Consider the following 15,698-nt stretch of genomic DNA (forward strand, 5'->3'; position numbering starts at 1 on the left):
TATTTAAAAACTTATGGGGTGATATGTTGCAAACAAGAGCGGAATAAAGTGCTAATTTATGAAATTATTTAGGCTGTAATGCGTAACAGCGTTGTCTTAAACTAGGTTTTAGTACTGTATTACGGAGTGATTTAACACTTATGTTTCTAGTGTGTTAAATTCTGGCCGGAATAACTATGCGATACGTTATGGTCATTAATATTGCTAATAACGTGAAGCTTGGCGTTTTATTTTCGTTTTGCCGCACATTTTTCGGAGCTAGTATCAACTTTTCATCTGGTTTGAAGCACTACTATATGTAATTAAAGTGCATATATATGTATCCATGCTGCTTTGTATTTGCTTGATCTCGAATTTTTATCCTATTTTTGTTGCTTTTCTGTGAAAGATTTGCCAAATTGATGCCCTTATAAATAGTCAGCAGAAAATGCTGTCTACGAATGGATTCAGTTTTGCAGACAGGGGCAGAAAACTGCCAAAGCAGTAGAGGTCTGGTAATGTCATTATTAGAAGTAAAAAATCTTCGTATCGAATACCCATCCCGCCACGGGGTACATGCCGCGGTTAAATCTTTGTCGTTCAATGTTGAACGTGGCGAAATAGTTGGTGTGGTTGGGGAGTCCGGTGCTGGTAAGTCAACGGTTGGTAACGCGGTTATTGATCTGCTTTCTCCTCCAGGTGTTGTCGCGGCTGGCGATGTTTTCTTGGATGGTGAAAAAATATCAGGGCTTTCTCCGGAAGCCATGCGCAAAGTCCGTGGTTCAAAAATTGGGTTTATTTTCCAAGACCCGATGACCTCTCTCAATCCACTGTTCACGGTTGAGCAACAATTAAAAGAGACCATCCACGCCAATATGGACGTATCGGATGAGGAAGCGTATCAGCGCTCGCTTAACCTAATGAATCAAGTGGGCATCCCGCAACCAGAAAATCGTCTTAAGCAGTTTCCACACCAGTTTTCGGGTGGTATGAGACAACGTGTTGTTATTGCCATTGCTTTGGCTGGTGAGCCAGACCTTATTATTGCGGATGAACCAACAACGGCATTGGATGTATCGATCCAAGACCAAATTTTGGGTTTGATTCGCGACTTGTGTATCAAAAACAACGTGGGTTGTATGTTGGTAACGCATGACATGGGTGTGGTTTCTAACGTGACCGATCGTGTTGCCGTTATGTACCGTGGTGACTTAGTGGAATTTGGCGCGACAGTAAAAGTATTGGGAGACCCAGATCATCCATACACACGCAGTCTTATTTCAGCCGTGCCACGTTCTGATATTAAGTTGGGACGTTTCCCGCTGGTGAGTTATATCGAAGACGCGAAAGAAATGAAGCCTCTTGATATTAAGAACCACTGGTTAGGGCAAAGCCAGGATCAGCGAGAGTATACGGGACCATTGTTGAACGTAGAAAACGTCAACTTGCGATTTATCACCAAAGATTCGTTGTTTGAAAGCCGTCGTGAATACGTGCAAGCGTCTAATAATGTCAGCTTTGAAGTGCATGAAGGCGAAACGTTTGGTTTAGTGGGGGAGTCTGGTTCTGGTAAATCAACCATTGCGCGTGTGATTGCAGGGCTATATGCACCGAATTCAGGCAAGGTCAGTTTTGAGGGTATTGATCTTACAGGATTGAAGTCTGAAAAAGAGCGTCGTCCGATGCGTCGTCAAATGCAGATGGTGTTCCAAAACCCGTACACTTCGATGAACCCCCGTATGAAAGTCTTCGACATTGTTGCCGAACCTATTCGTTTTCATAAGCTGACGGCGAATGAGAATGAAACCAAGCAAATCGTTGAAGATCTGCTAGAGCATGTTGGGCTTGGGAAAATGGCAGGGTTGAAATACCCACATGAATTTTCTGGTGGCCAACGTCAGCGTATTTCTATTGCGCGTGCGCTAGCAACCCGTCCAAGACTATTGATTTGTGATGAACCTACGTCGGCACTTGATGTATCCGTTCAGGCTCAAATCTTGAATCTACTTAAAGATTTACAACAAGAGCTCAATCTAACCATGCTGTTTATCAGTCATGACTTGCCTGTTATTCGCCAAATGTGCGACAGGGTAGGTGTGATGCAGATGGGGACGTTGCTTGAGGTTGCCCCAACTGAGCAACTCTTTACCGCTCCTCAGCATGAGTACAGCCAGCATTTGATTTCCTTAATGCCTGAGTTTAAGGGCTTAAGAGAAGACACCGCAAAAATGGCGTAAGCCAATAAAAAATCCCTATTGGGACTTGATAACAGAAGCAAACACAACAATTACGGGATCCGGATCCCCGCATGAAGGAGTTATGCAAATATGAGAACCATGAAAAGCAAACTAGCAGTGGCGCTAATGGCCGCAGGCCTAAGCTTTAATACCCTAGCAGCAGACATCAAGGTTGGTTACGCTGCTGACCCAGTTTCACTAGACCCGCATGAGCAATTGTCTGGTGGTACACTGCAAATGTCACACATGGTGTTTGACCCACTGGTTCGTTTTACTCAAGAAATGGACTTTGAACCTCGCCTAGCGGAAAGCTGGGAACGTGTTAACGACACAACGGTTCGTTTCAATCTTCGTAAAGGTGTTAAATTCCACTCTGGCAATGCATTGACGGCTGATGACGTGGTTTGGACGTTCGATCGTCTACAAAATTCACCAGATTTCAAAGCAATCTTCGACCCATATGAAAAAATCGTTAAGGTTGACGACTACACATTCGATCTAGTGACAAAAGGTCCTTACCCACTCGTACTGCAAACAGCAACGTACATTTTCCCAATGGATAGCAAGTTCTATTCAGGTAAAACGGAAGATGGTAAAGACAAATCTGAGCTCGTGAAGCACGGTAACTCGTTTGCTTCTACGCATGTATCAGGTACAGGTCCATTTGTTGTTACGGCACGTGAGCAAGGCGTTAAAGTTGATTTCGAACGCTTTGCTGATTACTGGGATACCGAAACAAAAGGTAACGTTGATAAGCTAACACTGGTGCCAATCAAAGAAGATGCAACACGTGTTGCTGCGCTTCTTTCTGGTGGTGTTGACATGATTCACCCGGTTGCGCCAAATGACCACAAACGTGTGGCATCGGCTGACGGTATCGATCTTGTGACGCTTCCTGGTACTCGTATCATCACGTTCCAAATGAACCAAAACAGCAACGAAGCATTGAAAGATGTGCGCGTTCGTCAGGCGATTGTGCACGCAATCAACAACGAAGGCATCGTTAAGAAAATCATGAAAGGCTTCGCAACAGCGGCTGGTCAACAAAGCCCTGCAGGTTACGTGGGTCATGATGATGCGCTGGTTCCACGTTACGACGTGAAAAAAGCGAAACAGCTAATGAAAGAAGCGGGCTACGAAGACGGCTTTACTCTTTCTATGATGGCGCCAAACAACCGTTACGTGAATGACGCTAAAGTGGCACAAGCGGCGGCGGCGATGTTGTCTAAGATTGGCATCAAAGTTGATCTGAAAACGTTGCCAAAAGCACAGTACTGGCCTGAGTTTGACCTTTGTTCTGCAGATATGATGATGATCGGTTGGCACTCAGATACAGAAGATTCTGCGAACTTCAATGAGTTCTTAACAATGACTCGTAACGAAGAGACAGGTCGTGGTCAATACAACTGTGGTCACTACTCAAACCCAGAAATGGATGCCGTGGTTGAAGCTGCAAACGTAGAGACTGACCCTGCTAAGCGTGCGGAAATGCTAAAAGGCGTTGAAGCAACACTGTATAACGACGCAGCATTTGTTCCTCTTCACTGGCAAAGTGAAGCGTGGGGCGCGAAGTCTAACGTGAAAGCAGCAGACATCGTAAACCCAATGGTTATGCCTTACTTTGGCGACCTAGTGGTTGAATAATCTCGTTTAGTAGACGTTGATAAGAGGGGAAAGCCTTCCCCTCTTTGTTCGCTTTATACTGCTTAGTTTTATTTCAGTCGGACTAAGTGGATTTTAAGACTGAATAAGTTCTCGTCACAGAGACATATGGATAGTTAAGGGGCAAGGGATGTTTTCGTTTCTGGTCAAGCGCCTGTTTCAGGCACTGATAGTGATGTTTGTGATCAGTTTGGTGGCATTTGCCATTCAGGATAACCTGGGTGATCCGCTGCGTGAGCTTGTAGGTCAGTCGGTTTCGGAAGCAGAGCGTCAAGCACTGCGTGATGAGTTAGGCCTCAACGATCCTTTCGTTACAAAATACACACGTTTTATTGGTGCGGCACTGCAAGGTGATCTCGGCACATCATACTTTTTCAAACGTCCTGCCGTAGATGTCATTCTTGACAAGCTGGTGGCGACTCTCGAACTGGTGTTCGGCGCGACGTTAATCATTATCTGCCTATCAATACCATTAGGCGTCTATTCAGCAATACACCCTAAAAGCTTTTTCACAAAGCTCGTGATGGCAGGGAGTAGTATTGGTATTTCTATCCCGGTTTTCCTAACCGCGATTATGCTGATGTACGTTTTCTCCATTGAATTAGGCTGGTTACCTTCATTTGGTCGAGGTGAAACCGCTAACGTTCTTGGATGGCAGTCAGGCTTCTTTACGATTGATGGCATTAAGCACTTGGTCCTGCCATGTGTCGCATTGGCGTCGATTATGTTGCCGCTATTTATTCGTCTAGTACGCTCTGAAATGCTGGAAGTACTGAGCTCAGAATACATTAAGTTTGCTAAAGCTAAAGGCTTACCTTTACGTAAGATCTATTACCAACATGCTCTGAAAAACACCATGTTACCCGTGTTGACGGTTGGTGGTGTCCAAATCGGCACCATGGTGGCGTACACCATTTTGACTGAGACTGTTTTCCAGTGGCCAGGCACAGGTTTTCTTTTCCTAGAAGCCATCAACCGTGTGGATACTCCGCTGATCACGGCATACGTTATCTTTGTTGGCCTGATCTTCGTGGTGACGAACACCATCGTCGATCTTCTGTATGGATTAATTAACCCAACTGTCAACCTAACTGGAAAAGGAGCGTAGTCATGAGCCAAGCAAATGTAGCAACAGTTCCTTCCGCTTGGGAACGTTTTAAGCAATCAGATTTCTTGTACTACTTTAAGCGCGATAAAGTCGCGATGACGAGTTTTACTATTTTTATGTTTTTCTTGGTGATGGCGTTAGCCGCGCCACTTATCGCACCGGCTGACCCTTATGATCTCAGTTCGATTGATATTATGGATTCAGAGCTTCCTCCGTCTTGGATGGAAGATGGTGATTCGAATTTCGTCTTAGGTACCGATGACCAAGGTCGTGATATTTTATCGACCATCCTTTATGGTTCACGCCTTTCGTTGACGATTGGTTTCCTTGCGGTTGGTCTACAACTATTTTTAGGTATTATCATTGGCTTGTCCGCGGGTTACTTTGGTGGTCGTGTTGATAGCTTCTTGATGCGTTTTGCCGATGTGCAGTTGTCGTTTTCGACCATGATGGTGGCGATCATTGTATCGGCGATATTCAAGGCCAGTTTTGGTACCGAGTTTTATAGCCAGTATGCGGTGACCATGTTGGTGGTGATCATCGGGGTAGCCGAATGGCCTCAATATGCTCGTACTATTCGTGCTTCAGTATTGGCCGAGAAAAAGAAAGAGTATGTAGAAGCAGCGCGAGTGATGGGCTTTAAAGCACCTAAAATCATGTTCCGTCATATTTTGCCAAACTGTCTGTCGCCAATCCTAGTGATCTCGACGGTACAAATTGCTAACGCCATTATGTCGGAAGCAGCGCTGTCTTTCTTAGGCCTAGGCCTACCCGTTGACCAACCCTCACTGGGTTCGTTGATTAGCATCGGCTTTAACTACATCTTCTCCGGTTCGTGGTGGATTACGGTCTTCCCTGGCATTGTGTTGATTACGTTAGTTCTAGTGGTCAACCTATTAGGTGACTGGTTAAGAGACGTATTTAACCCGAAAATCTACAAAGGGTGATCTAGAGAGATTGATTTTTAATCCCAATCCTCACTACACTAAGAGTCGCACATAAGTGCGGCTCTTTTTATTAGTGCCGCTTATGGAAACTAGCCAGTCTTATCTAGAGTGTTCTGAGGATGTATATGAGCTCTTTAAATGGTGTTAAGGGATCACATTGCCTATCGGTAAGCGCAATCATGAGTACCTTGTTATTTGTTGTTAGTACCTTTTCAGCGCCTGCCGCTGCGACAGGTGTGTTGTGTGATGCGTCTCAGCCTTCCTCTACCCAATTACCCATACTCAGTCAGGATTGCCCTATAGGGAAGGGGATTTGGAGCCAAACGGTACCGAAAACGGAGACAGCGGTGTATTGGATTCAGTGTGGCATATTGGATGAACCCATGTCATTGAACGCAGCCAAAGTCTTGTATGCTGAGATTTCAACGGATGTGTGGATGAAGCCTGAGGGCGAAGTTCAGCGGTGTCTCATTGGCCCTTATTATGACGTTGAGTTGTTAAAGAAAGAGCTGTCGAACATTAAATCAATCAAGGGATACCAAGATGCCTTTATTCGTCAGGTAGGTCCTTCAAAGCCGCAAGCTACTCACGCTGCGAGTGAACCTAAAAAGTACCCTAAATCGACACCAAAACCGCCAATGAAAGCGATGGCTAAGCCTATTGCACAGGCAATAGGTTCGCCCACCGTAAAACAGGCTAAGAGTGTCAATAAGGTGAAACCGATTCAGCCTCTAGCCAAGTCTGTGTCACCATCTTTATCAGTACGGCGACAAACCCAGCTTGGCAGCCAGCGCTATGTTGTACCTTATTTAGCGGGCAGTCAGCACCAGTTTTATATGGAACATGATAAAGCGTGGAGTCGAATGGATTACAGCGCAGCCATTAAAGTATGTGGCGATCTCAATATGCATTTAGTTAACTCAAGTGAATGGCAAAAGCTACTCAATGCCAAAGTGATGCAGAAAAATCAGTGGCCAATGCAGATGCCATATTGGGGGGATGGTCAGAAAGGGTTATTTACTAATGGCAAGGTATCACCCCTAAAAAGTAATACCTTGCTCAATGTCATTTGCGTCGGCAAATAAGGCGCTGTTAACGTGCTCGTAGAGCGATAGTTTAAGGTAGTAACCAGCGAGTTTTCGCGCTGCGAGACAATAGCCAGCTCGTGAATAGTGCACCACTGCCACTAATAATAACCCAGAGTGGAATCATCACGATGGGGTGACCTTGGTACAGGGCGAGTTCATTCATTGGCCATAAAAACAACGGATGAAGGATATAGATCCCTAAGCTGTGTTGGCTGACAACGCTAATCACTTTTTTGAATGAGCCATGGATCTTATCGGCATAGGCTTTTGCCAGAATAAAAATCATGCTGGCAGCAAGAATGGTATTGGTGGTTTTGTACGAGAACCAACGCCCAACCGAGTAACGGTCTGCGGCAATACTATTTTCAATCACCATGTAAGTCCCCAATGCCATTCCGCCTAAGCCAAGAATAAGCGCGATCACCACCGTTGTGTTATTGATCGGCAGCTTTTGGAATAAGATGTAGCCTAGCGGTAATAGCCCCATGTACAGCCAAAACTGCTCGCTCCAAGGTCCATCAATGCGCATTAAAAATAACAAAGTGGTGAGTAACCACACACCGGTCAACGCATACAGGGCGCTATCGTTGTAGCGGCGCACAAAAATTTGTAAAAATGGGATCGCGGCGTAGAGCGGTATAAAGTAGTAGAAAAAACCTAAGTGGTAGTAGGTTGAATGATGGTAGCTCTCAGCCAATACATTTTTCACTGTTGCCGCATCAAACCCGGCAATCGTCCAGCCGGACAAATACGCATAAAACAACGACCAAGCAATAAAGGGAATGAGTACTTTTCCTAAGCGACGTGATAGGTAATATTTCAAATCAAACGGACGTCGGTCATTGAGCATCAATGCCCCTGTGATCAAAATAAACACCGGTACCGCCCAGCGACTGAACCCATTGAAGGTAATCGCCGTGATCCACTCGCCCATAGGGATTTGCCCGAGTTCGTGGCGATAGGGTCCCAATGCGTGGATGATAATGACCGCCAGCGCGGCAACGCATCGCATCACATCAAAGAAAAAGATATGTTTTTTGTCCATGAGTTCATTGCTCCTTACAGCATAAAGAAAACTATAAGAAATATATGTGGCTACGGATAGGGGTGTTTGATAAAAGTTGTGTGATTATTTTCAGCATGTCGCGAACACATTAGGTCGAGGGAATACGAGCAGTGTAAAAACACTGCTCGTACAACAGCCTAAGGACAGGCTACTTCATCCCAAAACCAGTTGGATTGTGTCGGGGTTTCCCATACGCCTGGAGCGTTTTTAGCCGTGAAACATTTCCCATTATGGATGACAGTCTCACCCACATTTACGTTGGTGATTCCTGCTTCCCAGGTGATGACGCCGACTGGCGTGTCTCCGGAGTTACCACCAGTGCCGCCATCGGTCCCTCCTCCGGTTCCGCCACCAGTTCCACCATCGATGACATCAACTATGCGAACTTCAGGCCAGTTGGCGTGTGAGCCAAAGAAGTTGGTGACACATTTTTCATAGTCACCAGGAACCAGTGCCGAGTAGGCGGTTTGATAGCCGACGAGGTTACACTCAAAGGATACGCCACCAGGGCGGTCTGCATGGTATTTCCAGCTTGCTTCCCAGTTGGTGTACAGCACATCAGTGGCACCATTGAGATTCAGGCTACCGTAAGGGGTTTGCTGCCAGCAGGTATTGGTTTCATCGGCTTCAATTGGAATTTGGTAGTGAGCAGATAGCCCCTCCCAATAGCGAATACGATTAACGGGTTGTCCTTTGTCTTTGTTTTGTGCACCACATTCTATACCGCCATTAATGATGTTAATGGTGGTACCAAAACCATAGCCAATACCCGCGTCAACTTCACGTTGAGAAGGTGTCCATGTACGATCAATAACATGTAGCATTGCCGGTTTTGGTGCTTGAGGGGTTAAGAAAAACCAAATAGCGGAGGCAAGATTGAGCCATGAGTCAGCCACTAAAGCGGGATTATTTAATAGGACCGTCGCATCACCGTCGTACATCACTTCAGAAAACGCCCCGTAATTGAAGTGATACGAGAGCTGCTTAGCGCCTCGACCAAAGTAGCCTTGGTTTGGTGAGCACGGCCAGCGCTTGTTTTGCCAATCATTTTGTCCACAGCCTGTGGTGTAACCGGGCTGTCCTTCCGACCACCCCATTTCACGTACATGGACTAATGCTTGCTGCCATTCTTCCAATGCGAGTGGGTTATCCCAAGTATTATCAATGGCGATATGCCCGCCTGTTTCTTGAGAAAAATGCGCAAAGGCGGTCACAATCGAGCGCTTACAGATAGCGTCCGCATTACGCCCGTCAGTGTAGTCACCACAGAAAGCAGGAAACTTACCAATCGCTTGTAAGAAGCGTTGATAGGTATATTCCGGTGCTGCCATTTGGGTTAAAAAATCCCACTCACTACGAGGGAATACGCGTTCTGCTCTTTTTACGTTGCTTGGGTTATTCGCCGCACCAGCATCAATAAGGTCGACCGCGCTATTTGGCGCGGTGGCTAACGCATTCGCCCACACGGCATACATAGGGTCGGACGTTTGTGCTTGTTCGCTGGCTATCACTTCAGAGCGCAGTAATACGTATCCGGTTGGGTTTTGTGGGTCGGGTTGGGGGGTGACGGCGAGAGACGTGAAGCTAGTACTTACAGCACCTACTGTGAGTAACCAGTGAGGGAGGTTCATATGATGTTCCTTTTCTAATTAGTGGGTTGACGCTAAAAGTTAGAGTCTCATGCTGACCAATGAGAAATAGTCAGCACAAAACTCTTCAGAAAAGGCTATGTGCTAGTAACTGTGAAAACCATTATTTCTGTGCTTCGAATGTACGCCTTGCGAGGCATCTCAAGGCATTACTGAATGATGATTTAGATAATTGCTTGATGATGAGGGGTGCTTCAAAAACGAAAAAGCCCAGCAGCATGCTGGGCTTTAAAACTGCTATAGAGGCGTTGCTTAACGCATGGTAACGAACTCTTCCGAGCCCGTAGGATGGATAGCTACTACCGCATCAAAGTCCGCTTTGGTTGCGCCCATCTTCATCGCAACGGCAAAACCTTGAATCATTTCATCGACAGTAAAACCAATACCGTGGAGACCCACGACGGTTTCTTCAGGGCCAGCACAGACCAATTTCATTTTGCATGGTTGACGGTGCTTCGTCACTGCGGTGTACATTGCTGTGAAGCCAGAGGTGTACACCTTAACGTTATCTTTGCCGTACTTCTCTTCTGCTTCTTGTGTTGTCAGACCGATGGTGCCAATAGGTGGGTGGCTAAAGACCACGGTTGCCACTAAGTCATAATCCATTTTTGCGTCAGGCTTGTTGTTGAACAGACGCTCAGACAGTTGACGACCGGCTTTTACTGCCACTGGAGTTAACTCGATACCGCCTTCCATAATATCGCCGACACAGTAAATGCCTTCAACATTAGTGGTTTGGTATTCATCTACTTTGATGTAACCGCGGTCATTGGTTGCCACGCCGGTTGCACTTAGGTTAATGGCATCGGTGGCTGGGTGACGGCCAATGGCCCAAATAAGTTGATCAACGTTCTGTGTATTACCGTTTTCTAAATGCAACGTTAGGCTGCCATCAGCTTCTTTGACGACTTCTTTTGGTACAGAGTGCGTATGCAGTGTTGGACCTTCAGTGTTCATCACCTCAACTAAGGTTTCAATGATCATTGGGTCAAAGCTGCGAAGTGGGGATTCTTTACGACAGAACAAATGCGTTTCTGTGCCTAGTGCGTGCAATACGCCAGCGATTTCAACGGCAATGTAACCTGCGCCAATCACCGCGACACGTTTTGGTTGTTCGTTAAGCTCAAAGAAGCCGTTTGAATCAATGCCGTGCTCTGCGCCTGGAATGTTTGGAATGCTTGGGCGACCGCCAACGGCGATAAGAATGTGGTCAGCGGTATAGTGCTCACCATTTACTTCTACCGTTTTAGCGTCAACAAATTTGGCAAACCCTTTGATGACATGGACGTTGTTATTACCAAGTACACGGTCGTAAGACTGATGGATTCGACCAATGTAGGCTTGACGATTCTCAACCAGTTTACTCCAATCAAAGCCTTTCACTTCAACATCAAAGCCATAATCTTCAGCGTATAGGTTCATGGCTTCTGCTACTTGAGCACCATGCCACATCACTTTCTTTGGTACGCAACCAACGTTGACGCAAGTGCCGCCAAGATCTTGCGCTTCAATTAGCGCAACTTTAGCACCGTACATTGATGCTCGGTTTGCCGATGCAATACCGCCGCTGCCGCCACCAATACAGATATAGTCAAAATGAGTCGCCATTACGTTCTCCGAAAGCTGATTAATTTTATGATTTGTTTATAACAAGAACATTGGGGTGAGCATCGTTGAACTCAATATAGCCGTCATGTTTTGTTAAAGAATCGCTATCTCTATCATAAATCGAGTCTAGCAACTTTAGCCAATGGGAAAAAGTGGCATTGATTATGAGTAATAACGATTAATGGTAAGGGTATTGAGAGAATGTTGGTTTTTTCTTGCCCAGCCCTTGCTATTACAAGGGCTGGTGGATTTTGGTGTCCATTCTAATATTGATGGTTATTGGCGTAGAAAGGACATAGCGTTGTTGATGGGATTAACCGCAACAACGGCTAGTGCCGCAACCACGTTGTGCTTGTATATCTTTTCCATCAGCAAGATAGGTATTGGTCAGATAGAAATCACCAAATAATGCCAGAAAATCATCAGACACCGTTTTCTCAACCAACCCTGTCGCGAGCAGGTTGTGCTGCCAAGTTTGCATTTTGGGTAGACCACATAAAAAGTCGAAGCCAGAGTGCTGTTTTACGATTGATGCACGATGCAGTAAAGGTAACCAAGCGAGATCGACATGACTTAACGTATCCGATTTAAAGAACGCAGACTTACCTGAAAGCTGGTTTTCTGCTTTGGTAAAAGTGGCTATCAGTTTTTCCGCGCGAGCATCAAATGTTGCTTTATCTTTACTGCTCATCGTGCCGCATTGCGGCAAATAGTGTTTAGACCCTAAGTAGCTCCATGCTCGGTCTAATGCACGCTGTTCATTAGTGACCCCTTGCTCTAATGGGCCGTATTCGTCTTCGATGTATTCGATGATGGCATCAGATTCAAACAAACTGATACCGGATTCCGTCACCATAACAGGGACTTGACCATTGGGTGAGATATCTAGAAACCATTGAGGTTTTTCTTTTAGGCTGATGTACTCGATCTCATAAGGGAGCTGTTTTGCTTCCAGTGCAGCAGTTACTCGTTGAACAAACGGACAAATCTTAAAGCTAACAATTTTAATCATTTGGTTTCTCACTAGGGTTAATAATAGGGAGTACGGGTGTACTTTCACTAGTAAGACGAGGCGCAACGGAAAAAGACGAAATTAATTTCAATAAAGTGGAAATAATGTTGGAAAGCAGAGAGGGGTAGAGATAAAAAGGCGAAATCTTATCTTTAAAAACAATATATTACGCCTTTATACAGTTCAAATGATTGAATCGTGATTATTCAGGTACAATCCATTCAACTTTAAAGTGCCCCGTGGCTGGGGCGATCTTGTCTTTTAGATAAGGCAAGATGGCATTCATCTGCTGCTCTAACATCCACGGAGGGTTTACAACAATCATTCCTGATGCGGTCATGCCTCGCTCATTGGTATCCGGCGAAACGCCTAACTCAATTTGCAGGATTTTACGAATGCCTAAGCCTTGTAGTCCCTCAATCATGTCTTCGATATCGACACGGTTCACCACTGGATACCAAATGGCATAAATACCCGTTGCCCAACGTTTATAGCTTTGTGCAATGGCGGTGACGACATCGCGGTACTCTTTCGCCAGTTCGTAAGGTGGGTCGATTAGGACCAAACCGCGTCGTTCTGCTGGTGGAAGGCTACCTTTAAGGCGTTGAAAACCATCTTCTTTAAATATTTTCACTTGGCGATCGCGGTGAAACTCTTGCTCAAGTAATGGGAAGTCACTTGGGTGAAGCTCCGTTAACATCATGCGATCTTGTGGGCGAAGGTGAGCGCGTGCGACTCTAGGAGAGCCAGGGTAGTATCGCAGCGTGCTGTCATTGTTAAGTTGAGTGATTGACTCAATGTAAGACGCTATCTCTTCAGGAATATCAGCATTCCCCCAAATACGGGCGATGCCTTGCTTATATTCGCCGGTTTTTTCCGACCACTCGTGGGTAAGGTCGTAGCGACCAACACCAGAATGAGTATCGTGATAAACGAACGGCTTATCCTTGTTTTTTAGGGAATTAAGGATAAGACTTTGTACTATATGTTTGACGACGTCGGCGTGGTTGCCCGCGTGGAAACTGTGTCGATAGCTCAGCAAAATGAAGACTCACTTAAAAGGTCGAATGCACGGATTATAACGCTATCTGGCGCTGATACCCAGATAACCGACAGAAAACTGTGCATCATTAAAATCACACTCTGCGTCATGAGTGGTGAGTTGCTATTGATTTTTTCTATTATCGCCTACATTTATCTATTAATTACGCTCACTTATCTTCTTAGGAGAAAGTGAAGGACCCAAACACTTAAAAGGGATGCTGCATGTCTAATCCGTTAATCAGTTTTACTGACTTACCTCCTTTTTCACAGATTAAGCCAGAACACGTAAAACCGGCTGTCGAGCAAGCGATTGAAGCGTGCCGCAGTAAAATCGATCAAGTGTTGGCAGAAAATGAGACGCCAACGTGGGATTCCGTGATTGCACCCATTGATGAAATTGACGATCGTCTGAGTCGCTTATGGTCACCAGTCAGCCACATGAATTCGGTGATGAACAGCGATGAGCTTCGTGACGCCTATGAAAGCTGCCTGCCTATCTTGTCTGAGTACGGCACATGGGTCGGTCAACATAAGGGGTTATACGAGGCGTATAAAACGATTAAAGCCAGCGATGCGTATGCAGCGCTCACGCAAGCTCAAAAGAAGACCATCCAAGATTCATTGCGTGACTTTGAATTGTCGGGAATTGGCCTTCCAGCGGCAGAGCAACATCGTTATGGTGAAATCAGCAAACGTATGTCTGAGCTAGGCTCGCAATTTTCGAACAATGTGCTCGATGCCACCATGGGTTGGAACAAGCATATTACAGATAAAGCACAGCTCGCAGGGATGCCAGAATCGGCGTTGGCGGCCGCGCAAGCTGCTGCGGAATCAAAAGAGCTTGATGGCTATCTACTCACGTTGGATATTCCATCGTACCTTCCTGTGATGACCTACTGTGATAATGAAGCGCTGCGCAAAGAGCTATACGAGGCTTATGTCACACGCGCGTCTGACCGTGGTCCAACCGCAGGGAAGTGGGATAACACGGAAATTATTGCTGAGCAGCTTAAATTGCGTCATGAAATCGCGCGTTTATTAGGCTTTAGTAGCTTTAGTGAAAAATCGCTCTCGACTAAAATGGCTGAAAACCCAGGACAAGTGCTTAGCTTCTTGAACGATTTAGCGACGAAAGTTAAACCGCAAGGTGAGCGTGAAGTTGAAGAGTTGCGTCAGTTTGCACAAAAAGAGTGCGGTGTGACGGAGCTTAACTTGTGGGATATCGCGTATTACAGCGAGAAGCAAAAACAAAACTTGTTCCAGTTCTCTGATGAAGAACTGCGCCCTTACTTCCCAGAGTCAAAAGTGGTGAGTGGCTTGTTTGAAGTGCTGAATCGAGTGTTTGGCATGCAAGTACAAGAGCGTGAGGGCATCGATACATGGCACGAGTCTGTGCGATTCTTTGATATCTTTGACGCCTCAAACACGCTACGCGGTAGCTTCTATTTAGATCTCTATGCGCGAGAGCACAAACGTGGCGGCGCATGGATGGATGAGTGCCGTGTACGACGCACTAATCTTGCAGGAGAGCTGCAAACCCCCGTTGCCTACCTAACATGTAACTTTAATAAACCGGTCGGCGATAAGCCTGCGCTGTTTACTCATGATGAAGTCGTGACGTTATTCCATGAAACGGGACACGGCATTCACCACATGCTGACTCAGATTGAAACTGGTGCAGTGTCTGGTATTAATGGCGTGCCTTGGGATGCGGTTGAATTACCAAGCCAGTTTTTAGAAAACTGGTGTTGGGAAGAAGAAGCGCTGTCGTTTATCTCTGGGCATTATGAAACGGGTGAGCCGCTGCCAAAAGCCATGCTAGATAAAATGCTGGCCGCGAAAAACTTCCAATCCGCTATGTTTATTCTACGTCAGCTTGAATTTGGCTTGTTCGACTTTACGTTGCACACGGAATATGACCCAGAAATCGGTGCGCGTGTGCTGGAAACGTTAGCCAATGTTAAGTCTAAAGTTGGGGTGTTACCAAGCCTAGAGTGGAACCGTTTCTCTCATAGCTTCAGCCATATTTTTGCTGGTGGCTATAGTGCGGGATACTACAGCTATTTGTGGGCGGAAGTCCTCTCGTCCGATGCGTATTCACGCTTTGAAGAGGACGGTATTTTTAACAAAGAAACCGGACAAAGCTTCTTGAATAACATTTTAGAAATGGGCGGAAGTGAAGAGCCGATGGAGCTGTTTAAACGATTCCGAGGTCGAGAGCCTCAAATTGATGCGCTACTGCGTCATTCTGGCATCAGCGCCTAAAACACACTATGACTAAATGACAAAGCCTCTCAC

General features: G+C 45.8%; 11 protein-coding genes. 6 read left to right on the forward strand and 5 right to left on the reverse strand.

Annotated elements, in window-relative coordinates; all coding sequences use genetic code 11:
- Positions 1-497: 497 nt before the first annotated feature.
- From MD535_RS11285 to MD535_RS11305, 5 genes are all read left to right on the forward strand, one after another.
- The gene (locus MD535_RS11285; protein WP_265675132.1) at positions 498-2,216 is read left to right on the forward strand and encodes a dipeptide ABC transporter ATP-binding protein; all 1,719 of its coding nucleotides are present in this window, start codon (positions 498-500) and stop codon (positions 2,214-2,216) included.
- 90 nt (positions 2,217-2,306) lie between these two features.
- Entirely contained in the window at positions 2,307-3,860 is a 1,554-nt protein-coding gene (locus MD535_RS11290; RefSeq protein WP_265675133.1) for an ABC transporter substrate-binding protein, read from the forward strand.
- 148 nt (positions 3,861-4,008) lie between these two features.
- Positions 4,009-4,986, forward strand: a complete 978-nt coding sequence (locus MD535_RS11295; RefSeq protein WP_265675134.1) for an ABC transporter permease — start codon at positions 4,009-4,011, stop codon at positions 4,984-4,986.
- Positions 4,987-4,988: 2 nt separating this feature from the next.
- Positions 4,989-5,933 carry an ABC transporter permease gene (locus MD535_RS11300; protein ID WP_265675135.1) on the forward strand — a complete coding sequence of 315 codons (945 nt, stop codon included), beginning with the start codon at positions 4,989-4,991 and terminating at the stop codon, positions 5,931-5,933.
- 125 nt (positions 5,934-6,058) lie between these two features.
- Complete coding sequence (locus tag MD535_RS11305; RefSeq protein WP_265675136.1) at positions 6,059-7,018, forward strand: SPOR domain-containing protein; 960 nt, start codon at positions 6,059-6,061, stop codon at positions 7,016-7,018.
- Positions 7,019-7,049: 31 nt separating this feature from the next.
- Here the strand turns inward: MD535_RS11305 and MD535_RS11310 are convergent, their stop codons facing one another.
- The 5 genes from MD535_RS11310 to MD535_RS11330 all read right to left on the reverse strand — a co-directional run bounded on the left by MD535_RS11310 (position 7,050) and on the right by MD535_RS11330 (position 13,398).
- Positions 7,050-8,066, reverse strand: a complete 1,017-nt coding sequence (locus MD535_RS11310; protein ID WP_265675137.1) for an acyltransferase — start codon at positions 8,064-8,066, stop codon at positions 7,050-7,052.
- Positions 8,067-8,224: 158 nt separating this feature from the next.
- The gene (locus MD535_RS11315) at positions 8,225-9,718 is read right to left on the reverse strand and encodes a chitinase (protein ID WP_265675138.1); all 1,494 of its coding nucleotides are present in this window, start codon (positions 9,716-9,718) and stop codon (positions 8,225-8,227) included.
- A 270-nt stretch (positions 9,719-9,988) separates the two neighbouring features.
- Positions 9,989-11,344, reverse strand: coding sequence for a glutathione-disulfide reductase (gorA, locus tag MD535_RS11320; RefSeq protein ID WP_265675139.1), 1,356 nt, complete (start codon positions 11,342-11,344; stop codon positions 9,989-9,991).
- A 313-nt stretch (positions 11,345-11,657) separates the two neighbouring features.
- Positions 11,658-12,356 (reverse strand): glutathione S-transferase family protein, encoded by a 699-nt coding sequence (locus MD535_RS11325; protein WP_265675142.1) that lies wholly within the window; start codon positions 12,354-12,356, stop codon positions 11,658-11,660.
- A 202-nt stretch (positions 12,357-12,558) separates the two neighbouring features.
- Complete coding sequence (locus MD535_RS11330; protein ID WP_265675144.1) at positions 12,559-13,398, reverse strand: 23S rRNA (adenine(2030)-N(6))-methyltransferase RlmJ; 840 nt, start codon at positions 13,396-13,398, stop codon at positions 12,559-12,561.
- Positions 13,399-13,622: 224 nt separating this feature from the next.
- On the opposite strand from MD535_RS11330, the gene prlC reads away from it, so the two are divergent.
- The gene (gene prlC / locus MD535_RS11335; RefSeq protein WP_265675145.1) at positions 13,623-15,665 is read left to right on the forward strand and encodes an oligopeptidase A; all 2,043 of its coding nucleotides are present in this window, start codon (positions 13,623-13,625) and stop codon (positions 15,663-15,665) included.
- Positions 15,666-15,698: the final 33 nt, after the last annotated feature.

Source organism: Vibrio qingdaonensis, from assembly GCF_026191675.1.
GTDB lineage: Bacteria > Pseudomonadota > Gammaproteobacteria > Enterobacterales > Vibrionaceae > Vibrio > Vibrio qingdaonensis.

What these genes read in the sequence shown, in the direction of transcription:
- MD535_RS11285 (WP_265675132.1), top strand. Translation starts at nt 498, where the DNA reads ATGTCATTATTAGAAGTAAAAAATCTTCGTATCGAATACCCATCCCGC.
- MD535_RS11290 (WP_265675133.1), top strand. Translation starts at nt 2,307, where the DNA reads ATGAGAACCATGAAAAGCAAACTAGCAGTGGCGCTAATGGCCGCAGGC.
- MD535_RS11295 (WP_265675134.1), top strand. Translation starts at nt 4,009, where the DNA reads ATGTTTTCGTTTCTGGTCAAGCGCCTGTTTCAGGCACTGATAGTGATG.
- MD535_RS11300 (WP_265675135.1), top strand. Translation starts at nt 4,989, where the DNA reads ATGAGCCAAGCAAATGTAGCAACAGTTCCTTCCGCTTGGGAACGTTTT.
- MD535_RS11305 (WP_265675136.1), top strand. Translation starts at nt 6,059, where the DNA reads ATGAGCTCTTTAAATGGTGTTAAGGGATCACATTGCCTATCGGTAAGC.
- MD535_RS11310 (WP_265675137.1), bottom strand. Translation starts at nt 8,066, where the DNA reads ATGGACAAAAAACATATCTTTTTCTTTGATGTGATGCGATGCGTTGCC.
- MD535_RS11315 (WP_265675138.1), bottom strand. Translation starts at nt 9,718, where the DNA reads ATGAACCTCCCTCACTGGTTACTCACAGTAGGTGCTGTAAGTACTAGC.
- gorA (WP_265675139.1), bottom strand. Translation starts at nt 11,344, where the DNA reads ATGGCGACTCATTTTGACTATATCTGTATTGGTGGCGGCAGCGGCGGT.
- MD535_RS11325 (WP_265675142.1), bottom strand. Translation starts at nt 12,356, where the DNA reads ATGATTAAAATTGTTAGCTTTAAGATTTGTCCGTTTGTTCAACGAGTA.
- prlC (WP_265675145.1), top strand. Translation starts at nt 13,623, where the DNA reads ATGTCTAATCCGTTAATCAGTTTTACTGACTTACCTCCTTTTTCACAG.